Origin of the sequence: Pseudomonas sp. UBT (assembly GCF_050915955.1) — a bacterium.
In the GTDB taxonomy this organism is placed as follows: domain Bacteria; phylum Pseudomonadota; class Gammaproteobacteria; order Pseudomonadales; family Pseudomonadaceae; genus Aquipseudomonas; species Aquipseudomonas antarctica_A.
Window position 1 is genome coordinate 2,872,738 of record NZ_CP168079.1, and the last position, 22,232, is coordinate 2,894,969.

At 60.8% G+C, this 22,232-nt stretch carries 19 protein-coding genes; 10 read left to right on the plus strand and 9 right to left on the minus strand.

Going from position 1 to position 22,232, the window contains the following annotated elements:
- Positions 1-2: 2 nt before the first annotated feature.
- Positions 3-1,961 (plus strand): MacB family efflux pump subunit, encoded by a 1,959-nt coding sequence (locus ACDZ94_RS13115; protein ID WP_064452017.1) that lies wholly within the window; start codon positions 3-5, stop codon positions 1,959-1,961.
- Between the two features lie 127 nt (positions 1,962-2,088).
- Here ACDZ94_RS13115 and ACDZ94_RS13120 read toward each other — a convergent pair whose 3' ends face one another.
- Both ACDZ94_RS13120 and ACDZ94_RS13125 read right to left on the minus strand, forming a co-directional pair.
- A complete protein-coding gene (locus ACDZ94_RS13120; protein ID WP_432750251.1) occupies positions 2,089-2,766 on the minus strand; it encodes a LuxR C-terminal-related transcriptional regulator in 678 nt (225 codons plus the stop codon).
- Between the two features lie 232 nt (positions 2,767-2,998).
- On the minus strand, positions 2,999-4,243 hold the full coding sequence (locus tag ACDZ94_RS13125; protein ID WP_432750252.1) for a methionine gamma-lyase: 1,245 nt from the start codon (positions 4,241-4,243) through the stop codon (positions 2,999-3,001).
- A 123-nt stretch (positions 4,244-4,366) separates the two neighbouring features.
- Between ACDZ94_RS13125 and ACDZ94_RS13130 the strand changes: the two genes are divergently transcribed.
- Positions 4,367-4,837, plus strand: a complete 471-nt coding sequence (locus tag ACDZ94_RS13130) for an Lrp/AsnC family transcriptional regulator (RefSeq protein WP_064452020.1) — start codon at positions 4,367-4,369, stop codon at positions 4,835-4,837.
- A 78-nt stretch (positions 4,838-4,915) separates the two neighbouring features.
- Here the strand turns inward: ACDZ94_RS13130 and ACDZ94_RS13135 are convergent, their stop codons facing one another.
- A complete protein-coding gene (locus ACDZ94_RS13135) occupies positions 4,916-5,686 on the minus strand; it encodes an AraC family transcriptional regulator (RefSeq protein WP_407017626.1) in 771 nt (256 codons plus the stop codon).
- 98 nt (positions 5,687-5,784) lie between these two features.
- On the opposite strand from ACDZ94_RS13135, the gene ACDZ94_RS13140 reads away from it, so the two are divergent.
- Positions 5,785-6,915 carry an MFS transporter gene (locus ACDZ94_RS13140; protein ID WP_407017627.1) on the plus strand — a complete coding sequence of 377 codons (1,131 nt, stop codon included), beginning with the start codon at positions 5,785-5,787 and terminating at the stop codon, positions 6,913-6,915.
- On the opposite strand, the gene ACDZ94_RS13145 is transcribed toward ACDZ94_RS13140, so the two are convergent.
- Positions 6,905-9,046, minus strand: a complete 2,142-nt coding sequence (locus ACDZ94_RS13145) for a TonB-dependent siderophore receptor (protein WP_432750253.1) — start codon at positions 9,044-9,046, stop codon at positions 6,905-6,907. The genes ACDZ94_RS13140 and ACDZ94_RS13145 overlap by 11 nt on opposite strands.
- Positions 9,047-9,151: 105 nt before the next feature.
- Positions 9,152-10,048, minus strand: a complete 897-nt coding sequence (locus ACDZ94_RS13150; RefSeq protein WP_432750254.1) for a helix-turn-helix domain-containing protein — start codon at positions 10,046-10,048, stop codon at positions 9,152-9,154.
- Between the two features lie 138 nt (positions 10,049-10,186).
- Here ACDZ94_RS13150 and ACDZ94_RS13155 point away from each other — a divergent pair, with 138 nt between their 5' ends.
- Genes ACDZ94_RS13155 through ACDZ94_RS13165 form a run of 3 tightly spaced genes read left to right on the plus strand, consistent with a single transcriptional unit; the run spans position 10,187 to position 13,948 of the window.
- Entirely contained in the window at positions 10,187-11,545 is a 1,359-nt protein-coding gene (locus ACDZ94_RS13155; protein WP_053256479.1) for a glutamine synthetase family protein, read from the plus strand.
- A gap of 22 nt (positions 11,546-11,567) precedes the next feature.
- Complete coding sequence (locus ACDZ94_RS13160) at positions 11,568-12,656, plus strand: polyamine ABC transporter substrate-binding protein (RefSeq protein WP_432750255.1); 1,089 nt, start codon at positions 11,568-11,570, stop codon at positions 12,654-12,656.
- A complete protein-coding gene (locus tag ACDZ94_RS13165) occupies positions 12,653-13,948 on the plus strand; it encodes an NAD(P)/FAD-dependent oxidoreductase (protein ID WP_432750256.1) in 1,296 nt (431 codons plus the stop codon). Before ACDZ94_RS13160 ends, ACDZ94_RS13165 begins: the two co-directional genes overlap by 4 nt.
- Positions 13,949-14,066: 118 nt before the next feature.
- Here ACDZ94_RS13165 and ACDZ94_RS13170 read toward each other — a convergent pair whose 3' ends face one another.
- A complete protein-coding gene (locus ACDZ94_RS13170) occupies positions 14,067-14,960 on the minus strand; it encodes a LysR substrate-binding domain-containing protein (RefSeq protein ID WP_064452027.1) in 894 nt (297 codons plus the stop codon).
- A 113-nt stretch (positions 14,961-15,073) separates the two neighbouring features.
- Here ACDZ94_RS13170 and ACDZ94_RS13175 point away from each other — a divergent pair, with 113 nt between their 5' ends.
- Genes ACDZ94_RS13175 through ACDZ94_RS13185 form a run of 3 tightly spaced genes read left to right on the plus strand, consistent with a single transcriptional unit; the run spans position 15,074 to position 17,329 of the window.
- Positions 15,074-16,078 (plus strand): aldo/keto reductase, encoded by a 1,005-nt coding sequence (locus ACDZ94_RS13175; protein ID WP_064452028.1) that lies wholly within the window; start codon positions 15,074-15,076, stop codon positions 16,076-16,078.
- Between the two features lie 15 nt (positions 16,079-16,093).
- Positions 16,094-16,891 carry an SDR family NAD(P)-dependent oxidoreductase gene (locus ACDZ94_RS13180; protein ID WP_432750257.1) on the plus strand — a complete coding sequence of 266 codons (798 nt, stop codon included), beginning with the start codon at positions 16,094-16,096 and terminating at the stop codon, positions 16,889-16,891.
- 27 nt (positions 16,892-16,918) lie between these two features.
- Positions 16,919-17,329 carry an SRPBCC family protein gene (locus ACDZ94_RS13185; RefSeq protein WP_064452030.1) on the plus strand — a complete coding sequence of 137 codons (411 nt, stop codon included), beginning with the start codon at positions 16,919-16,921 and terminating at the stop codon, positions 17,327-17,329.
- 127 nt (positions 17,330-17,456) lie between these two features.
- Here ACDZ94_RS13185 and ACDZ94_RS13190 read toward each other — a convergent pair whose 3' ends face one another.
- Both ACDZ94_RS13190 and ACDZ94_RS13195 read right to left on the minus strand, forming a co-directional pair.
- Entirely contained in the window at positions 17,457-18,851 is a 1,395-nt protein-coding gene (locus ACDZ94_RS13190) for a sensor histidine kinase (protein WP_407017632.1), read from the minus strand.
- Positions 18,829-19,512: a response regulator transcription factor gene (locus tag ACDZ94_RS13195; protein ID WP_003219726.1), complete on the minus strand. Its 684-nt coding sequence runs from the start codon at positions 19,510-19,512 to the stop codon at positions 18,829-18,831. Before ACDZ94_RS13195 ends, ACDZ94_RS13190 begins: the two co-directional genes overlap by 23 nt.
- Positions 19,513-19,922: 410 nt before the next feature.
- Between ACDZ94_RS13195 and ACDZ94_RS13200 the strand changes: the two genes are divergently transcribed.
- The gene (locus ACDZ94_RS13200) at positions 19,923-20,828 is read left to right on the plus strand and encodes a hypothetical protein (RefSeq protein ID WP_064452032.1); all 906 of its coding nucleotides are present in this window, start codon (positions 19,923-19,925) and stop codon (positions 20,826-20,828) included.
- A 167-nt stretch (positions 20,829-20,995) separates the two neighbouring features.
- Here ACDZ94_RS13200 and ACDZ94_RS13205 read toward each other — a convergent pair whose 3' ends face one another.
- The gene (locus ACDZ94_RS13205) at positions 20,996-22,225 is read right to left on the minus strand and encodes a multidrug effflux MFS transporter (RefSeq protein WP_064452033.1); all 1,230 of its coding nucleotides are present in this window, start codon (positions 22,223-22,225) and stop codon (positions 20,996-20,998) included.
- Between the last annotated feature and the right edge of the window lie 7 nt (positions 22,226-22,232).

Genomic DNA, 22,232 nt, shown 5'->3' on the forward strand with positions numbered 1-22,232 from the left:
GCATGACCCAACCACTGTTGGAACTCAAGGGCATCACCCGCACTTTCATGGCCGGCGAGCGTGAGTTCATTGCGCTCAAAGGTATCGACCTGACCATTCATGCCGGGGAAATGGTGGCGATCATCGGCGCCTCGGGCTCGGGCAAGTCGACCCTGATGAACATCCTCGGCGGCCTCGATTACGCCACCGCCGGCAGCTACAAGATCAATGGTATCGAAACCCGCTCGCTGGGCGATGAGCAGTTGGCGGAACTGCGCCGCGACTACTTCGGCTTTATCTTCCAGCGCTACCATTTGCTCGCGCACCTGAGTGCGTTGCATAACGTCGAAATGCCGGCGATCTACGCTGGCACACCGGAGACCCAACGCCACAGCCGGGCGCGGGAATTGCTCACGCGCCTGGGCCTGGCCGGGCACACCACCCACCGGCCCAGCCAGCTTTCGGGCGGGCAGCAGCAACGGGTGAGTATCGCGCGGGCGTTGATGAACGGCGGCGAGGTGATTCTCGCCGACGAACCCACCGGCGCACTCGATACCCACAGCGGCAAGGAGGTGATGCGTATCCTTGCTGAACTGCACGCCGCCGGGCACACGGTGATTATCGTCACCCACGACCCGAAGGTGGCGGCGAATGCCCAGCGCATTGTCGAGGTGTGCGACGGTGAAATTGTCAGCGACAAGGCCAATGACAGTGTCGGCCTGGAGCTGCCCAGCGAGGCCCCGATCGAGTCCAAGCGCAGCGGCGCCCGGCGTTTGGTGGCGAGCCTGGGGTTGTTCAAGGAAGCCTTCAACATGGCCTGGGTGGCGCTGATTTCCCACCGCATGCGCACCTTGCTGACCATGCTCGGCATCGTCATCGGCATCACCTCGGTGGTGTCGATTTCGGCCATTGGCGAAGGCGCCAAGCGCTATGTGCTCAAGGACATCCAGGCCATCGGCAGCAACACCATCGACATCTTTTCCGGCACCAGTTTCGGTGACAGTCGCGCCTCGGCCATCGAGACACTGATGCCGTCGGATGTGGAGGCGTTGAACCAACTGTACTACGTCGACAGCGCCACGCCGGTGGTCGGCCGCAACCTGTTGTTGCGTTTCGGCAATATCGACGTGGATGCGCAGGTGAATGGGGTCAGCGACCGTTACTTCACCGTGAAGGGGCTGAAACTGGAAGCCGGGATTGCCTTCAGTGAAAGCGACGCGCGGCGCCAGGCCCAGGTGGTGGTGATCGACCACAACACCCGTCACCGTCTCTTCGGGCCAAACGTTGACCCGCTGGGCCAGGTGATTCTGGTAGGCAACCTGCCGTGCACGGTGATTGGCGTGACGGCTGACAACAAAAACATGTTCGCCGCCAGCAAGGCGCTGAACGTGTGGGTCCCGTATGAGACGGCGGCGGGGCGGTTGTTGGGGCAGCGCCATCTGGACAGCATCACCGTGCGCATCAAGGACGGCCAGCCGAGCAAGGTGGTGGAAGACAACGTCAATAAACTCATGCTGCAACGCCATGGCACCAAGGATTTTTTCACCAATAACCTCGACAGCATTATGCAGACCGTACAGAAAACCAGCCGCTCCCTGGCGCTGCTGTTGTCGCTGATCGCGGTCATTTCGTTGCTGGTAGGTGGTATCGGGGTGATGAACATCATGCTGGTGTCGGTCACCGAGCGCACCCGTGAAATCGGTATACGCATGGCCGTGGGCGCGCGGCAGTCGGACATCCGCCAACAGTTCCTGGTGGAGGCGGTGATGGTCTGCCTGATCGGCGGGATGATTGGTATCTCGCTGTCGTTTGCGATCGGCTATCTGTTTTCGTTGTTTGTGAAGGAGTGGGAAATGGTGTTTTCCCTGGGGTCTATCGTCACCGCATTTGCCTGTTCGACGATGATCGGGATTGTGTTTGGCTTTGTGCCCGCAAGGAACGCGGCGCGGTTGGACCCGATTGAGGCGCTTGCAAGGGACTGATTTCGCTCAAGCAACCGTTATCAGGTGTGGGAGCTGGATTGGCTGCGATGCAGGCACCGCGGATGGTCATTAAGACTCAATCGATGCCATCGCCGCCAAGCCAGCTCCCACCGGGTTTTGCGCTGAGTTAAAGCGGCGTGGCTATCCCTTCCTCAGTCGCGTACATCCACCGCAACAACGAGTGCCGCCCGCTGATCCCCAGCTTGATCGCCGCGCGCTTGAGGTAGCTCTCGATGGTGTTGACCTTCAACGTCAATTGCTCGGCCAACTCCGGTGCAGTGCGCCCGGCCAGCAGGCCTACGCACACCTCAAGTTCACGGTTGGACAGGCGCAGCCCCGATTGCACCAGGCGTTCTTCGATGCGTCGGCGCAGGGTTTCGATGCCTTGTTTTTCCGGCTCCGCTGCGTCGTTGCTCTGACGGCCGGGCTGAATGGCGGTGATGTGCTTCTCGACCATGGGCAGCAACAGCGTGGAGAAGTCCTGCAGCATGTTGCGTTCCTGCGCCGAAAAGCTCTCGGACTGATGCGAGCGATACACCGACAGCACGTAGCGCACATCGTCCTTGCGGCGCGTCAGGTGCAGTTGTGCGGCGGGTTGCTCTGCGCCCAAAGCCGCCACCGAGTCGGTGTAGACCGGGCTGATCCGGCGTCGGGTGTGCCCCTCGGCACTCACCCGCAATTGGGTGATATGGGTGGCGTCCACTGCCAGTTGAGTAAGGATCAGGTCATGCAGCATGCGCGGGAAATGGCGACTGCCGGTGCTGGCGATGACCTTGCCTATATGGGGGAACAGGTGTGAGTTCATCAGTTCGTCCATGAGTTTTAAATGTCGGTATTCAGCCTTATAACGACGGGGTCCAAGAAGGTAACCAAGGTGAATAACCTACAGTGATAATGCTCCCGCCGAGAACCTATGCTAGTACAGCCTGGCAAAAGCATGGGGATCCAATCTGGAAAAAATCAGATTAAAAACGCATAACGGCGGTCGGACCAGTCCGACCACCGTTTGTGGGAAATGATTACATCAAACACAGGCCTTACTTCATGGCGTGCGTATCGATCAAGGCCCGACGCGGCGCAGTGCGGCTGCATTTGGCCAGCGCCTGATGGATGTCTGCCAGCAGGTCGGCGACATCCTCAAGCCCGACCGACAACCGCACCAGGCCCTCGCTGATACCGTGTTGCGCACGTTCTTCGGGGGTGTAGGTGGAATGGGTCATGCTGGCCGGGTGCTGGGCCAGCGACTCGGCATCGCCCAGGCTGACTGCGCGGGTGAATAACCCGAGGGCATTCATGAAGCGCCGACCGGTCTCGATGCCGCCTTTGAGTTCAAACGCAATCATGCCGCCGGACAGTTTCATCTGGCGTGCCGCCAATTCGTATTGTGGGAAAGAGCGCAGCCCGGGGTAGGTCACCCACTGCACGGCCGGGTGCGCCTGCAAGGCTTCGGCCACCGCCTGGGCGTTGCTGCAATGGCGGTCCATGCGCAGGGCCAGCGTCTTGAGGCCGCGCATCAACAGTGAGGCGTCCTGGGGCGACATCACCGCGCCGGTCAAGTCTTTGAGCCCTTGCAGGCGGATGCGTTGCGCCAGGGCCTGATTGCTCACGGCGATACCGGCAGTGATGTCACCATGGCCGCTGAGGTATTTGGTGGCCGAGTGCACCACCACGTCGGCCCCCAGCTCCAGGGGGCGTTGCAGATAAGGCGTGCAGTAAGTGTTGTCGACCACCACGGTGACGTTGGGCTGCTGATGTGCGAGGTCGGCCACGGCGGCAATATCCACCAATCGCAGGTTGGGGTTGGCCGGGGTCTCACAGTAGATCATGCGGGTGGCGGGGGTGAGTGCAGCGCGCAGGGCGGCCAGGTCGGTGAGGTCGACATGACGCACCTTGATACCGAATTCACCGATGCCGTGGTGCAGCAGGGCGAAGGTGCAACCGTAGAGGGTCTGGCTGACGATCACTTCATCGCCCGGGCGCAGCAGGGTCCAGAACGTCGCGGCAATCGCGCCCATGCCGGAACTGAAGGCAACGGCCGCCTCACCGTTTTCCAGGGTCGCCATGCGCGATTCGAGCAGCGCCAGGGTCGGGTTGGAAATACGCGTATAAAAATGGCCGCTGGCTTCACCGGCAAAGCAGGCAGCGCCGTATTCAACCGTGGGAAAAGCGAACGTGGCGGACAGGTAGATAGGCGGCACGAGCGCGCCGTGATGGTCCTTGGGGTCATAACCGTGGTGGATAGCGCGGGTGGAAAAGCCGAATGTGTTGTGTTTATTGTTCATGTCGGGCGCTCCTTATTTCCTACAATGCTATGCTCATAACCACAGATGAACGTTGCAACATTGGCAGGAAAATCCCGGATTAAGGGACGAAATATCCATAAAAATAATGAATAGAGGCAAGTTATGCCCGTTAGCCTGGATCGCACCGACAAAGCGCTTTTAAACGCATTGCAAGGCAATGCCCGCCTGACCGTGGCCGAGTTGGCCGACCGTGTTGCCCTGACCACTTCGCCGTGCTGGCGACGGGTGCGCAACCTGGAGGAGAGCGGGGTGATCAGCGGCTATCAGGCGATCCTCTCGCCCAAGGCGCTGGGGTATGGCGTGACGGCATTTGTCAGCATCATGATGGAGAGCCACACCCAGGAAATCGCTCGCGCGTTTGAGCAACGATTGCTGGACATTCCCGAGATCGTGGCGTGCCATAACGTGTCGGGGCGCTATGACTTTTTACTTGAGGTAGTGGCCAAGGATCTGGAGTCGTTTGGCGAGTTTGCGCGGGAGGTGTTGCAGACCTTGCCTTGCGTGAAAGAGATCTATTCGAGCTTTTCCTACAAGTCGGTACGGCGGTTGCGGGTGATACCTTTGCCTGGGTGACCGAGTACCTATCCCCGGTCTGCCAGCCCCCGCGCCGCCGACAAAGACTGCATCGCGCCAGCCGCCTGAAGTAGCCGTTCAGTTTGTCTTCAAGTACCCGCGTGGCGTGGTGCCGGTCATGCGTTTGAAGAAGGCGATCAACGCGCTGTCACTGGCAAAGCCCAGTTCGAAGGCGCAGTAGCCCACGTTACGTCCCGTGGCGAGCAATTCGATGACTCGCATCAAGCGCCACTGCTGGCGCCATTGCTGATAGCCCAGGCCGGTTTCCCGCAGGAAAATCCGGCCGATGGTCTTGGTGCTGGCGCCAATTTGCTTTTCCAGGTCTTGCAGTGTGGGTGGCAATGTTTCGAGGTCGGCCAGCAAGGGAGCCAGGCGTTTGTCCTGCGGCAATGGCAGGAGCATCGGCTGCTCGGCGGCAGCCTGGATTTCGTCCAGGCACAAGGCCAACAGATGGGCATATCGGCCACTGTGCCAATCGGTCTCGTAGGGGGCCATCGCCATCGGTTCCAGCACCGCGTGCAGCAAGGTGCTGACTTCAATGACCCGTACCTGGTTTGGCAATTGCTCGGCCAATGCCGGGCTCACGTACAACGAACGGTAATCCACGGTTTTATGCATCACCGCGCGATGGGGCACGCCGCAGGGTATCCACGCCGCACGGGAGGGCGGCAGCAGGCACAGTTGGTTGTCCAGGGTGATACGGGTGCAACCTTGTCGAGTGAATAATAGTTGCCCGCGCTGGTGCCGATGCAGGCCGGAGTCATGGTCGCCGAGCAGCGCGGCGATGCCAACAACGGGCGCCGCCAGGCAGTCGGGATCGAAGGATTCATCGGCGGCAAGCCAAGCCATAGGTTGTCCGATTTAATGGATAAGTTGTCGAAGTCAGGATAATAGCCCCGCCGCTCGTCTTTAAACTTCTTGTGTTGTTTTATGCGAGTGAGTTGTTGATGAACCTAAAAAAAATAGGGGTGTTGGCGGTGGTGTTGCTGATGTTTCCGCAACTGGCCCAAACGCTTTACAGCCCGGCCCTGGGTGATATCGGTCGGGCTTTTGCGGTTGTGCCTGAACGGGCAGGGCAGACCCTTTCGGTGTATTTCCTGGCGTTCGCGTTCGGGGTGGTGGTGTGGGGCCGGTTGTGCGATCGCTGGGGGCGGCGACCGGTGATGTTGGCCGGGCTGGGCTTATATATTGGCGCCACAGCGCTGGCCTTGGGTGTAAGCACGTTCAATGCTTTGTTACTGGCCCAGGCCCTGGCCGCGTTTGGCGCGGCAGTAGGCTCGGTGGCGACGCAGACGATCTTGCGCGACCGTTTCCACGGTGCGCAATTGGCCCAGGTGTTTTCCATAATGGGCGTTGCCCTTGCTGCCAGCCCGGCGCTTGGTTTGTTCAGCGGCGCGACCCTGGTGCAGCACTTTGGTTATCGCGGCATGCTCACGGGCTTGTTGCTGCTGGCATTGGCATTATGGGGCTGGTGCGTCTGGGCCTTGCCTGAAACACGTCCAGTGTCATTGCCGACGGCATCGCTGCTCGAGACTCTGAACCTGATGCTCAGGGACGCAGCGATTTGGCGCTCGGTCGGGTTGGTGGCGGCGTTCAATATTGCGTTGTTCGGCTATTACAGCGTGGGCCCGTTTATCTTTTCACAACTGGGGTTGTCCGCCGCTGAGTTCGGTTACAGCGGTGTGCTGCTGGCGCTGGGGTCTGGGCTCGGGGCCTGGCTGAACAAGCGGTTGCTCAACCGTGGCATGAACGGTGATCAGTTGGTACTGACCGCCGCCGGATTAGCGGTGTTGGGTGGCTTGCTGGTCTTGCTGCTGCAAGACAGCTGGTTGTTCGTAGGGCCGATGTTGCTTGTGGTGCTGGCATTCGGCATGGCGATTCCTAATGTGCTCGGGGCTGCGCTTGTACGTTATTCCGACCGCCTTGGCAGCGCCGCCGCGGTATTCGGCTTGCTGTATTACCTGGCCATCGGCGCGGGACTTACCCTGGTGGCCTGGGCCCAGAACCTTGGCTGGAGTCTTTTGATCTGTGGCGTGGCGGCGCTGTGGATGGCAACGCCGCGAGTGTTCAGAAGTTGACCGAAGCACTCAGGCGCGCCGTCAACGGTGCGCCCTGGAACAGATAGTCATCGCCCATGTACTCGCCCGCATCGCGCCAATAGCGCTTGTCGAACAGGTTGTCGACGCTCAGGCGAAATACCGTTTCATAACCGTCGATTTTAGTGGTGTAACGGCTGCCGACATTGACCACTGCGTAATCGCCCACCTCCACATTGCCGGTGCGGTTGGCGTATTTCCTGGCGCTGTATTGCACGCCGCCGAGCAGCGCTAAACCATTCATCCATGGTAACGCGTAGTCGGCGTACACACTGGCGCGCAGTGTGGGCACATTGATCGCCTGGTGGCCTTCATAATCTGGCGTGCCACTGTTGTTCACCCGCGCGCGAATCGCCGCCACGCTGGTTGCGATTTGCAGGCGGTCGGTGGCCCAGCCGTTGGCGGACAGTTCCAGGCCAGTGTTTTTTTGTTCGCCTTGTTGCACGTAGGTGAAGGTGTCGCCTGCGGGGCTGGCGTACTGATAAGCCTGGCGCGTCTGGAATACGGCGGCGGCGAAGCTGATGCGGCGCCAGTCATATTTAACGCCGGCTTCGATTTGTCGCGAGACAGTAGGTGCCAAGGTGTCCCCGCTGTTACTGGCGAACCACGGCGCAGTGCCGCCCAGCGAAAGCCCCTTGCTGTAGCTGGTGTACAGCGAGATATTTTCCACGGGTTTGTAGATTAACGAGGCTTGAGGCAGGAACACGTATTGCTGGGTGTGGCGTGACTCGTTGCCATTCTCATCGAAAGCTTTTTCATCCAGGCGCACTTCGCGACCGCCGAGGATGGTCTGCCATTGCTCGTTGAAACGAATACGGTCTGTGACGAACAGTCCGTATTGGCGGCTGTCGAGGTTGCGGTGGCTGTCGTGCAACGGTTCGTTGGTGGGTGGGAAGGTGGGCGCATTATCGTTAATATTGCTGCTGCCGATTCGAACATAGACCGCTTCGCGCTTGTCGACAACTCGGCGAAACGCACTGGTGCCGAAGGTCAACTCATGGCCCAGGCCTGCTGTTTCGAATAGCCCTGTCATGGCGGCCTGGACTTCATCGTCGCGGCGGGTGTCGTCGGGGCTGCGGTAGTCGTAGATGTCGTAGTTGCCTTCGGGGGTGAAGTAATTGCCGACGCCCTGAGTGTCTCCACCCCACGCAAACGAACTGTAGTCATCAATCACTACCTGGCTGCGCGCCGCGCTCACGCTGCCTTTCCACTGATCGCTGAAGCGGTATTCAAACTTGCCGTTGAGGTTCAACGAGTCGATACCGACCTGATGGGAACCACTCTGGTGGCCCAACAGTTTCTTTGGCGAAGCGTCATGCGGCACTTGCGTGCCGCCCAATAGTTGATAACCCGGCACCGAGCGCTGTTGCTTGTTCTGGTATTCCGCATCCAGTTGCAGCAGCGCGTCGGGGCTGATGTTCCAGTCGAAGGCCAGGGACACAAAGTCGCGCTGGCCATTGGCATGTTCCACATAGGCATTGAGGTCTTCGTGGGCGACGTTGGCGCGCAGGCCAAACTGCTGTTCGCTGCCAAACCAGCCGCCGACATCGGTGGCGATATAGCCACTGCCACGGTCATCGGTGGACACCGTCACCGAGCGTACATCCTCCGGGCGTTTGGTCACGTAGTTGATCACGCCGCCGGGCTCGGAAATCCCGCTTTGCAAACCGGCCAGGCCCTTGAGCACTTCCACCTGCTGCTTGTTTTCCAGGGCGACGTTCTGTTCGCCGGTTATCGTACGCCCGTTGATCTTGTAGCTGCTCGCGGCGTTCAGCGAGAAGCCGCGCACCACGAAGTTTTCGTAGTAGCCGATGGGCGCATAGCTGTCGCCCACCGAGGCATCGTTGCGCAGCACTTCACTGAGCAGGCGCGCTTGTTGGTCCTTGATCAGTGCGGCGTTGATCACCGTGATTGACGCCGGGGTGTCCAGCAAGGGGGCTTCACTGAAGCCGCCGACCGAAGCGGTGTCCGTGCGGTAGCCCGATTCCTCCTGGCCCTGGACCTGTACCGCCGGCAGTTCTATGTCAGCCGCTGTACTGCTACCGATACCGCCACTGAGCAGCAAGCCAAGGGCAAAACGTGAAGTGACGACGGGACGAAAACGCAACACCATGGGGGCAGGGCCTTAAAGCGCAGGGCAGGGGGGCGCATAAACTAGGGGTATGTGTGAGGTTTTACAAGATGCAAAGCGCGGACTCGGCCACCGGTTGACGGTGGTTCAACCGTGGCGCTTGAGGGTCTCGCTGGGCAGTTCCTTGAACAACGCCCGATAGCTGTTGGAAAACCGCCCCAAATGCCAGAACGACCAGTTCATCGCCACTTGGGCCACGGTGGTGTTGGTGGCGTTGAGCAGTTCGCGTCGCGCCCCGTTCAAACGCCGCAGGCGCAACCACTGTGCCGGGCTCATCCCGGTGTAGGTCTTGAACCCTTGCTGCAATTGACGCAGCGGCACGCCGGCAATCTGCGCCAGCTCCAACAGGTTGACGGTTTCGTCCGGCGCATCCGCTGCCCACTCGCCGATGCGCGCCATCAACTGGCGTTCTGCACTGCGGCGCTGTAACGAACTACGGTCCAGGCACACGCAAGCGTTGTCGAGAATGAACAGGCAATCGTCGAGTAACTGTTGGGTGAGGGTGTCGCGGCTGATCGGGTCGAGCGTGGCGGACAACCGTGTGAGGGTGCCGCTGAGCCAGCGCGTGAACAGCGCGTTCTGCTGGCACGTCAGCGGTGCCATGAACAACCCTTCCAGTTTCGCCACGTCCAGCCCATGGCGCTGGACGAACTGCGGGCCGAACACGACGGCCACTTCACGGTAATTCTCCGGAGTGATCCAGGTGTTGCGGCTTTCGCCATTGAGCATGTAGAGCGCGTTGTCGCTGCCGTCGAAACAGAACGCCAACGCGCCCGGCGGGGCATTGAAGTGCTGTTCCACGCGCGTGTTCATGCACTCTTCGTACACTTGTACCCCTTGCAGGTCGAGGTAGCGGATCTGCCCGGCAAAATGCCCCGGGGACATCTGCTGGTACTGCTGCACCCAACCGGGTGTCGCACTGCATTGAGCGGCCACATCACCGGTGGTGAAGGCCTGTACGCGCAAAGCTGTTGCCTGTGTCATGGGTAACCTGGGCGCACTCTATTGGTGCGTTATGGTTCGTGCAAAGTGGATAGATGCCGACGTGCGGCGGCATCAAGATAGACCTCAATGCGCCGAGAGTACAAGCCGACGCCGCATCCAACCCATGACGAGGTCCTTATGAACGCCCCCTTCGATCAGCTGTCCGCCTGGCTGAAAGAACACAAGATTACCGAAGTCGAATGCGTGATCAGTGATTTGACTGGCATCGCACGCGGCAAGATTGCGCCCACCAACAAGTTCCTGCATGAGCGAGGCATGCGCCTGCCGGAAAGTGTGTTGCTGCAAACGGTGACCGGGGACTTTGTCGACGACGATATCTACTACGACCTGCTCGACCCGGCCGACATCGACATGATCTGCCGCCCGGTGTCCAACGCCACGTACGTGGTGCCGTGGGCCATCGAGCCTACGGCCATCGTGATCCACGACACCTTCGACAAGCAGGGCAACCCCATCGAATTGTCGCCGCGCAACGTGCTGAAAAAAGTCCTGCAGCTCTATACCGACCAGGGCTGGCAGCCGATTGTCGCGCCGGAAATGGAGTTCTACCTGACCCAGCGCTGCGAAGACCCGGACCTGCCGCTGAAAACCCCTGTAGGCCGTTCCGGCCGGGCTGAAACCGGGCGCCAGTCGTTTTCCATCGACGCCGCCAACGAATTCGACCCGCTGTTCGAAGACGTCTACGACTGGTGCGAACTCCAGGGCCTGGACCTCGACACGCTGATCCACGAGGACGGCCCGGCGCAGATGGAAATCAACTTCCGTCACGGCGACGCCCTTGACCTGGCCGACCAGATCACCGTGTTCAAACGCACCCTGCGCGAAGCCGCGCTCAAGCACAACGTGGCGGCCACCTTCATGGCCAAGCCAGTTGCTGACGAACCGGGCAGCGCGATGCATTTGCACCAGAGCGTGGTGGACATTGCCACGGGCAAGCCGGTATTCGTCGACGCCGACGGCAAGATGAGCCAACTGTTTTTGCACCACATCGGTGGCCTGCAAAAGTACATCCCCAAGCTGCTGCCGATGTTCGCTCCCAATGTGAACTCATTTCGCCGCTTCCTGCCGGACACCTCGGCGCCGGTCAATGTCGAGTGGGGCGAAGAAAACCGCACCGTCGGCTTGCGCGTGCCGACCTCCAGCCCCGACGCGATGCGCGTGGAAAACCGCCTGCCGGGCGCAGATGCCAACCCCTACCTGGCGATTGCCGCCAGCTTGCTGTGTGGCTACCTGGGCATGATCGAACAGATCGAACCGAGCGCACCGGTGGAAGGCCGTGCCTATGAACGCCGCAACCTGCGCCTGCCGTTCACCCTCGAAGATGCGCTGGCACGGATGGAGGACTGCGACACGGTCAAGCAGTACCTGGGCGACAAGTTCGTGCGCGGCTACGTCGCGGTCAAACGCGCCGAGCATGAGAATTTCAAGCGGGTGATCAGTTCCTGGGAGCGTGAGTTCCTGCTGTTGAGCGTCTAAAAAAACTAAAAGGGGTGTCGATATGCGTCTTGTGAAAAAGCTTCTCCCGCTGGCTCTGGTGGCGGCGTTCAGCAGTGCAAGCCAGGCCGCGCCGACGGTCAGCGTCTACAACTGGACCGATTATATCGGTGATACCACCCTGGCCGATTTCCAGGCCAAGACCGGTATAAAAGTGGTCTACGACGTGTTCGACTCCAACGAAACCCTGGAAGGCAAGCTTCTTGCGGGGCGCACGGGTTATGACGTGGTGGTGCCGTCCAACCACTTTCTGGCGCGCCAGGTGAAAGCCGGCGCGTTCCTCAAGCTGGACCGCTCGCAGTTGCCGAACTTCAAGAACCTCGACCCCAAGTTGCTCAAGCTGCTGGAGCAAAACGATCCGGGCAACGCCCACTCGGTGCCGTACCTGTGGGGCACCAACGGCATCGGCTATAACGTCGACAAGGTCAAGCAGGTGCTGGGCGTCGACCATATCGATTCGTGGGCGGTGCTGTTCGAACCCGAGAACATCAAAAAACTGCACGAGTGCGGCGTGGCCTTCCTCGATTCGGCGGACGAGCTGTTCCCGGCGATCCTCAACTACATGGGCAAAGACCCGCGCAGCGAGAACCCCGAGGACTACAAACAGGCTGAGGCCAAGCTGTTGACGCTGCGGCCGTACATCACTTATTTCCACTCCTCCAAGTATATTTCGGACTTGGCCAACGGTGATATCTGCGTGGCCTTCGGTTATTCCGGCGACGTATTCCAGGCCGCCAACCGCGCCAAGGAAGCCAAGAACGACGTGAATATCGCGTACGCGATTCCCAAGGAAGGCTCCAACCTGTGGTTCGACCTGCTGGCCATTCCCGCCGACGCCACCAACCCGAAAGAAGCCCACGCCTTTATCAACTACCTGCTCGACCCTGAGGTGATCGCCAAGGTCAGTGCCTCGGTCGGTTATGCCAACGCCAACCCGGCGGCCAAGCCCTTTATGGCGCCGGAACTGGTGAATAACCCTGAGGTGTACCCGTCTCAGGAAGTGCTCGACAAACTCTATATTTCCACCACGCCGACCCCGGCGACCATGCGCCTGATGACCCGCGCCTGGAGCAAAGTGAAGACCAACAAATGAAGCACGCCAGCGACCACGCCCAGTCCTATTACCTGGCTTCGGCCAATACCATGCCTGAGCGTCCGTCGCTGGGCACCGACCTGAGCGCCGATGTGTGCGTGATCGGCGGTGGTTTCACCGGGGTCAACACCGCCATTGAACTGGCTCAGCGCGGGCTTTCGGTGATCCTGCTGGAGGCCCGGCGCATTGGCTGGGGCGCCAGCGGGCGCAACGGCGGGCAGTTGATCCGCGGTATTGGCCACGATGTGTCGGGGTTTGCCAAGTATGTAGGCGAGGAGGGCGTTCGCTACCTGGAGCGGGCCGGAATTGATTCAGTCGCGCTGGTGGGCCAGCGGATCCGCGAACACGCCATCGATTGCGACCTGCGTTGGGGCTTTTGCGAATTGGCGAATACCCCGGCGCAGTTCGCCGCGTTCAAAGGCGAGCAGGACAGCCTGGCGGCGATGGGGTATGCCCATCAAACCCGTCTGGTCGGCCCGCAGGATATGCCACAGGTCGTCGGCTCGGTGGCCTATGCCGGTGGCCTGGTCGATATGGGCTCCGGGCACTTGCACCCGCTGAACCTGGTGCTGGGCGAGGCGCAGGTGGCCGAGTCCCTCGGGGTGCGGATTTTCGAGCACACCCAGGTGCTTGAACTGATCCACGGCGACACGGTGCAGGTGCGTTGCGCCGGCGGCACCGTGCGTGCCGCCAGCCTGGTGTTGGCGTGCAATGCACATTTGGACGAGTTGGAGCCGCGCTTAAGCGGCAAAGTCCTGCCGGCCGGCAGTTACATCATCGCCACCGAGCCATTATCCGAGACGCTGGCCAAGCAATTGATCCCGCAAAACTTCGCGCTGTGCGACCAGAAAGTCGGCCTGGATTACTACCGGCTTTCCGCTGATCGACGCCTGTTGTTCGGCGGTGCCTGCCATTATTCGGGGCGTGACCCGGCGGACATCGCCGCGTATATGCAACCGAAGCTGCTCAAGGTGTTTCCGCAGTTGGCAAACACGGCCATCGAGTTTCAGTGGGGCGGCAAAATTGGCATCACCGCCAACCGTTTTCCTCAGGTCGGGCGACTCAAGCAATACCCGAATGTGTTCTACGCCCAGGGCTACTCCGGGCATGGGCTCAACGTGACGCATTGGTGCGCAAAGCTTTTAGCCGAAGCCATTCATGCCGGCCACAGCCAGGGCCTGGATATTTTCAGCCAGGTGCCGCACATGACTTTTCCGGGCGGCAAGGCCTTGCGCTCGCCGCTGTTGGCGTTGGGGATGTTGTGGTTTCGGCTGCGCGAGTGGGTTAGCTGATGCGCCGCGGTCTGAGTGTGGGAGCGGGCTTGCTCGCGAAAGCAGGGTGTCAGGCGATGCATTCGGTGACTGATTCACCGCCTTCGCGAGCAAGCCCGCTCCCACATTTAATGCATCGTCAGCCTTCAGGTTCGGTGAGCACCTTACGGAAGGTTTCGACCAAGGGTCGCAGGTTGATCCGATGCCACGCGGCCCACAGCGGGGTGGTGTAAGTCAGCCATGGTAATTCGCGCAACACCACGCCGGGTGGGGCATTGCGGCTCAGGCCTTTTTGCACCATTGCCACGCCCAATCCCGAGGCCACCAGGCCGAGTGCGGTAAACGGCTCGCTGGCTTCCATGGGGATTTGCGGCGTGAAACCGGCGCGAATGCAGGCGGCGACGAAGTCATCGGCCGGGTTGGCGCCGGGTTTGCGCTGGACGCCGATCCACTCCTGATCGGCCATATGTTCGGGTAACAGCTCGCTTTGGCGGGCCAAGGGATGATGCTCCGGCAGGGCCAGCAGCATCGGGTCGTCCAGCACTTGCAGGGCGATCAGGTCCGGGTCATCAGCGGCCGGTGGTTCGCTGACCAGGGCAATATCGAGGCTGCGTTGGCGCAGGCCCTCGAGCTGCTCCAGGGAGGGCAAGTTGTACAGCTTGATATGCACGGTCGGCCGGTCGCCCCGCAATACACGCAAGGCATTGGGCAGCACGCCGGCATGCATGGCGTTTTCGATATAGCCGATGCACAGGCCGCCTTCTTCGCCGCGACCCAGGCGCTTGCCCAACGATTCCAGGCGATTGGCATGGGTCAGCAGCGCCTTGGTTTCGGCAAGAAAGGTCTGGCCATCGCGGGTCAGTCGGATGCGTTGCTGGCTGCGTTCGAACAGGGTCAGGCCCAGGCGTTCTTCGAGCTGGGCGATCTGCCGGCTCAGGGGTGACTGGGATATGTGCAGGCGTTCGGCAGCGCGGCCCACGTGTTCTTCTTCTGCGACCACTTCGAAGTAGCGCAGTTGGCGGAGATCAATCATGTTAGACCTGCAAGGACTCAAGTTGGTCGCAGTATGTCTTGGACGGTCTTATCTGCGCAATCTAGGATCTGCTCAACGGTCACAGCGACCCTGAACCCGATTAAGGATCCACCATGAGCTTGAAAGACAAATTGCCCGGCCCATTGGGCTTCGGCACCGCCCCGTTGGGCAATATGTTCCGCGCCATTCCTGAAGACGAAGCCCAGGCCACTGTCGCAGCCGCATGGAATGCGGGCGTGCGCTACTTCGATACCGCGCCGTTCTACGGCTCGGGCCTTGCGGAAATTCGATTGGGCCAGGCCCTGTCGCAGTACAACCGCGATGATTTCGTGCTCAGCACCAAAGTCGGACGAGTGATTCTCGATGAAGTCGAACACAGCACCCGCGACCTGGGCGAAAAAAGCGGCGTGTTTGAACACGGTCGACCGAACAAGATGCTCAACGACTACAGCGCCGACGCTACCTTGCGTTCCATCGAAGACAGCCTTGAACGCCTGCAAACCGATCGCCTGGACATCGTCTGGATTCACGACATCGCCCAGGACTTCTACGGCGACCAGTGGCTGGACTACTTCAACCAGGCGCGCACCGGCGCCTTCAAGGTATTGACCCGCTTGCGCGAAGAAGGCGTGATCAAGGCCTGGGGCTTGGGCGTGAACCGCGTTGAGCCCTGCGAGCTGACCCTGGACCTCAGCGAGGCCCAGCCCGATGGCTTCCTGCTGGCCGGCCGCTACACGTTGCTCGACCATGAGCGTGCGCTGCAACGTTTGATGGACGCAGCCCTGGCGCAGAACGTCGAGATTGTCGTTGGCGGCCCTTACAGTTCGGGCATCCTGGCCGGCGGCGCGCACTTTGAATACCAGCCCGCCAGCCCTGCGATCATCCACAAGGTCGAGCAGATCAAGGCTATTGCCCAGGCGTTTGGCGTCAGCGTGAAAGCGGCCGCCCTGCAATTTTCCCTGGCCCACCCGGCGGTGGCCGCAGTGATTCCGGGTGCCAGTCGTCCGGGGCGGATTGCCGAAGACGTCGCAGCGTTGTCAGAGAATATTCCGGCGGCCTTCTGGCAGGCGCTGCGCGATGCCGGCCTGGTCTCGACCCGTGCGCCGTTGCCGCTTTAATTTCAGGAGTCTGATATGAACATCGATGTAAGCGGCAAAGTAGCCATCGTCAGCGGCAGCACCGCAGGCATTGGCCTGGGCATCAGCCAGGCGCTGGCAGAGTCCGGTGCGACCGTGGTGGTGATCGGGCGTGAAGCAGGGAAGGTCGATGACGCCCTGACGAGCATTCGCCAGGCGGTACCGGGCGCTGATCTGCGTGGCTGGGTGGCGGATCTCGGTACGGCTGAGGGCGCAGCGACACTGTTCGCCGCCGAACCGCGCGCCGACATCCTGGTCAACAACCTGGGCATCTTCAACGACGTGGATTTCTTTGAAGCGCCAGACAGTGAGTGGACGCGCTTCTACGAGGTCAATGTGATCGCTGGCGTGCGCCTGGCGCGGCATTATGTGCCGGGTATGGTCGAGCAGGGCTGGGGGCGGGTGATCTTCCTGTCGTCGGAGTCCGGCGTGGCGACACCGGCGGACATGATCAACTACGGCGTGACCAAAAGCGCCAATTTGGCCGTGTCCCACGGCCTGGCCAAGCGTCTGGCCGGTACGGGCGTGACCGTCAACGCGGTGCTGCCGGGGCCAACCTTTACCGACGGCCTGGAGCATATGCTCAAGGACGCCACGGCGAAGTCCGGGCGCAGTGCGCGGGACGAGGCGGATGTATTTGTGCGTAATGCGCGGCCTACTTCGATCATCCAGCGTGCGGCAAATGTGGATGAAGTGGCCAACCTGGTGGCGTACATTGCTTCACCCCTGTCTTCTGCAACCACAGGTGCCGCGTTGCGGGTCGACGGCGGCGTTGTTGACAGCATGGCGATCTGAAGTCTTATTTTTTCTGGAGTATTTATTGTGGCGACAGCTTCTTCTGTTATTGAAATTCCGGTCTCGGCCGATCAGGTTTGGCAATTGGTCGGTGGCTTCAACGCGCTGCCGGATTGGCTGCCCCTGATCGTCAAGAGTGAGGCGAGTGAAGGCGGGCGTGTGCGTCACCTGGAAACCGCAGATGGCGGCGTGGTGGTCGAGCGTATGCAGAGCTTTGATAACGTGGCGCGCACCTACAGCTACACCATTGAGCAGTCGCCGTTTCCAGTGAGTGCTTACCTGGCGACCTTGCAGGTTGAAGCGTTGACCGAGGCGTCGGCGAAAGTGACCTGGTCCGGCGTATTTACCCCGGCCGCCGGGACCACCGATGCGGAGGTGGAGGCCTTGTTTGCTGGTGTTTACAGCGGCGGGCTTGAGGCGCTGCGCGCTAACTTCTAACAGGCAAAGCAGGCCTGATGTGGGAGCGGGCTTGCTCGCGAAAGCGGTGAGTCAGTCGATATTTTAAGTGGCTGATACTCCGCATTCGCGAGCAAGCCCGCTCCCACATTTTTTACCGCTGTGATGTTCAGGCTTCGGGCATCAGTTGCTGCCGACACTCCAACACCAACCGCGCACCGCCACTCTGGCTGCTGCCGACGTCCAGCTTGAACCCGTGCAAGTTGATGATCGCCGCGACAATCGACAAGCCCAGGCCGAACCCGCCTTGCTGGTCGCTTTCATCCACGCGATAGAAGCGCTGGAATACCGCATCGCGTTCCGCCGCCGGAATGCCCGGGCCGGAATCGTGTACTTCGATGCGCGTGCTGCCGCTGTCGTTGACCCCGCGCAATATCACTTCACCGCCCGGTGGCGAGAACTTGATCGAGTTGCTCAACAGGTTGGCCAAGGCCTCGAACAACAATGCGCGGTCGCCGGTAATCCACGGCAGTGACTCCGGCACTTCGAGCCGCAGCTGCAATTCGCCTTCTTCGGCCAGCGGTAGATAGAAGTCATGCAACTCGCGCAGCAGTGGTAATGGGTCCATTACCAGGAAGCCTGAGCGGCGCTGGTGGTCTTCCAGCTCCGAGATCCGCAGCAGCCCACGAAAGCGCGCCATCAGGGTGTCGGTTTCGGCAATCGCGTCGTCCAGTTTCACCGCGTAGCCCGAATCTTGCTCTGCCTCTTGTTTGATGCGGTAGAGCTGCGCACGCAAGCGTGTCAGTGGGGTGCGCAGGTCATGGGCGATGTTGTCGCACACGCCCTTGACCTCGTTCATCAGCTTCTCGATACGGTCGAGCATGGCATTGACGATGGCGGCAAGCATGTCCAGTTCGTCACGCCGGTTCGACAGCGGCAAACGGTGGGTCAGGTCACCGGCGACGATAGCTTCGGCGCTGGCCTGGATCCCGCGAATGCGTCGTAGCGGGCGCCGGCGCAACAAATGCCAGCCGGCTGCGCCGGGAATAATCGTCAGCGACAGCGCCCACAGCAGTGCATGCCAGATGATCCGTGTAACGCCGAACAGCGAACCGTTGGCGCGTACCAGCACCAGCCAGCGACCGTCTTCGGTGTGGGTGGCCACGGCGTCGCAGCTGTCCTTGGGGAGTTTTGGGTCGTCGGAGTCGACGCAATTGGCCAGGGCGTGGATCTTGCCGTCCAGCGGCAGGTCCGGTGGCACGGCGCGGATCGGGCCGCTCAAGGGGCGAAATTGCTCATCGAACAGGCCGTAGGCGTCCACGCCCTTCATGTCGAAGGTCATGCTGGTGGTCAGGGCTTCCACCAGTTCTTCGCCGTCGAAACGCTGGAACAAATGCTGACGCTGCATCAGGGAGTGGCGCGACAAGTCGCCGAGGTACCCTGACACCTCGTAGTACAGCACCCCCATGAGGATGCAACTCCAGGCCACAAACAGCGAACTGTAAAGCGCCAGCAAGCGGCTGCTGGAGGAGCGCCAGCCCTTAGAGGGGTTCAGCAATGACATAACCGGAACCTCGTACCGTGCGGATCAACGGCGTGAGGCCCGGTGGATCGATTTTTTTGCGCAGGCGACCGATGTGCACGTCGATCAGGTTGGTGCCCGGGTCGAAGTGATAGCCCCAGACTTCCTCGAAAATCATCATCCGCGACAAAATCTGCCCGGTGTTGCGCATCAGGAATTCGAGCAGTTTGTATTCGGTCGGCAGCAGGCTCAGCGGTTGTTCGGCGCGGCTGGCTTCGCGGCTGATCAGGTTCAGTTCAAGGTCGGCCACGCGCAGGGCGGTTTCGAATTCCTTGACCGTGCTCTTGCGGCGCAGCAGCACTTCGACGCGGGCGGCCATTTCGTCAGAAGCGAACGGTTTGGTCAGGTAGTCGTCACCGCCGGCACGCAAGCCACGCACACGCTCGTCGACATCGGAGAGGGCGCTGATCATCAGGATCGGCGTCGACACCCCGATGGTGCGCAGGGTCGTGACAATGGCCAGGCCATCCAGCTCCGGCAGCATACGGTCGAGGGTGATCAGATCGTAATCACCACTCACAGCGCGGACCAGGCCTTCGCGGCCGTTGTCCACCCAATCCACGTCCAGTCCATGGCTACTCAGCTCGGCGACGATCTCGCGGGCCGTTACGGCGTCATCCTCGATGGTCAAAATACGGGTCATAGGATTACCTGGTGAGCGATTCACACTAGAAGTGGGGCCATTTTGCCAAGAACCAGCTGAATGTTTCCTAAATTAAACTTCATGTTGGCAAAACCACCACAAATTTAATCACTGAGCCGGTCCGGTATGGGCGATGGGTTGCCGGCGATGGCAGTGTACCGGCAACCGTTTTGTCATTGGTACACCGCTATCGCAGGCAAGCCAGCTCCCACAGGCACCGCGTTTGTGGGGGGATTGCAGAACGCCCGCCCCGAACAGGCATTTCTTGCAACTTGCATGGTTTAACGAAGTTCAATTTAGTTAACGTATTGAAATATAAGGATTTTAAATTTTGCGCCGACTGGCACGCTGCCTGCACTGTCCCTTTTGAGACTTGTAACACTATTTTTCCTGCCGGGAGCAAAACAACAATGATCACATCCTCATCCACGCTGCAAGAGTCGAGTTCGCGCTCCGGGGTTTCCTGGGGCGCAATTTTTGCCGGGGCCGCTGCGGCGGCTGCACTGTCCCTAATCCTCGTGTTGTTGGGCTTCGGCCTGGGCTTTTCGGCAGTGTCGCCGTGGGCCGACAGCGGCATTAGCGCCAAGGGGCTCGGCATTTCCACGATTGTCTGGCTGGCATTTACCCAGATCGTTGCCTCGGGCCTGGGCGGTTATATCGCCGGTCGGTTGCGCGTGAAGTGGGCCAATATGCACGGCGATGAAGTGTACTTTCGCGACACGGCCCATGGTTTCCTCGCTTGGGCGGTTGCGACGCTGGTCACTGCGGTGCTGGTAGTCGGTTCGGTCAGCAGCGTGGTCAGCGGTGGCGTTAAAGCCGGTGCCAGTGTTGCAGCGGGTGCCGCCAGCGGCATGAGCCAGGCAGCCGGCAGCGCAGCCAAAGGCGCCAACAGCGGCGACTTCGACTATTACGTCGATAGCCTGTTCCGCGATGACCGCCCAGCTGCCGTCAGCGACGACGCCGTACACGGCGTGGTAGCACGCATCCTCACCCGCACACTGAGCAACGACGGCCAACTGGCGCCGGAAGACCGTACCTACCTCGCCCAGTTGATCAGCCAGCGCACCAACCTCAGCCAGGCCGACGCCGAAGCGCGGATCGACAAGGTCTACGGCGAAGCCCGTAAAGCCATCGAAGACGCCAAGCTCAAGGCCAAGCAAGCTGCCGATACCGCTGCGAAAGTCGCTGCCTACACGTCGCTGTGGACCTTTGTTGCGCTGTTGATCGGTGCCTTCTTCGCCAGCTTCGCCGCTACCTTCGGCGGCCGTCGTCGGGATGCCGTGGTGTATGTCGAAACCGAACACTTTGTCCGTTAATTCAAGGAGAACATCATGCGCTCATTACTTCTGTGGTTCCTCGGCGTGCCTATCCCGGTCATTATTCTGATCGCGATCTTCATGCACTAAACCTGAGCCTGGCTCGGTCCCCTGTGGGAGCGGCGGTGCGACGATTCGACTTGCTTGCGAAGCGGTCTTTCAGCGACTCATGAGCTGACGGATACACCGCTTTCGTGAGCAAGCCCGTTCCCACTTTTGGTTTGGCGCAGGGTCAGCCAGCCTGTGACCAGCAATGCACTGGCGACCAGGGTCATGATCACCAACGGTTCTGAAGTACCGTCCGACAGCAGCCCGGTCGCCCAACTGCTGACCGCCGTGAGGAACATCTGGGTAAAAAAGAACAACCCCGATGCCGTCCCCGCAATCGCGCCGTAAGGCTGCAATACCGAGAGCTGGCAGGCCGGAATCACCATCCCCACCGACACCATGATCACCACCATCGGCAGCACAATTGCCAGCCAATCACCCGGCAGCAGGGCCGTAGCCCCCGCGAGCATCAGGCTACCCAGCACGTTCAGGCCGATTGCGGCGCTGATCAAAGCGTCGGGTTCGAAACGCAGCACCAGGCGCCGGAACAGGTTTGCCCCGAGCATATAACCGCTGATGGTTGCAGCAAACACCAGCGCGTAGGCCGTGGCGGACAGGTGGAAGCCCCGTTGCAACAAGGCCGAAGATTCGCTGATAAACGGGAAATAGGTGCTGTACACGCAGCCGATGGCGATGGAGTAACGCAGGAAGTAGCGGTCGCGCAGGAGCTGGCCGTAGAGGCGCAGCAGGTTGCCTGGCGGCGCCGCGGCGACTTCCGGCGGGCGGGTTTCTGGCAAGCGGCGATACACCACCAGGTACAGCCCCGCGCCGATGACGCCGAGCACCACAAACAGGCCACGCCAGTTGATAAAGGGCAGCATCAGGCTGCCCAGCACCGGCGCGGCCATCGGCGAGATCGCCATGGCCATGGAGATCAGGCCGAGCAGGCGCGCCTGTTCATGACGGTCGAAGTAATCACGCACGATTACCCGACCGATCACCGTGGTGCAGCAACCGCCCAGGGCCTGGAACAGGCGGGCGACGATCAGCACCTCAAGGCTGTTGGCCAGCGCACAGGCCACGGTCGCGAGCACATACAGAAACAGCCCGGCCAACAAAATCGGGCGACGCCCGAAGCGGTCCGTCAGTGGGCCGCTGACTAGCAGGGAAATCGCCGAACCCAAGGTGTACAGCGTGAGGGTCAGTTGCAGTTGGCTGTCGCTGGTGTGGAAGTAATCGGCCATGGCGGGCAGGGCCGGCAGGTGCATGTCCAGGGTGATACGTGGCAGGCCGATCAGTACGGTCAGCAGTACCAGCCAGAAGCAGGAGGAGAGGGCGCGTTGAGTCATGGGAAGC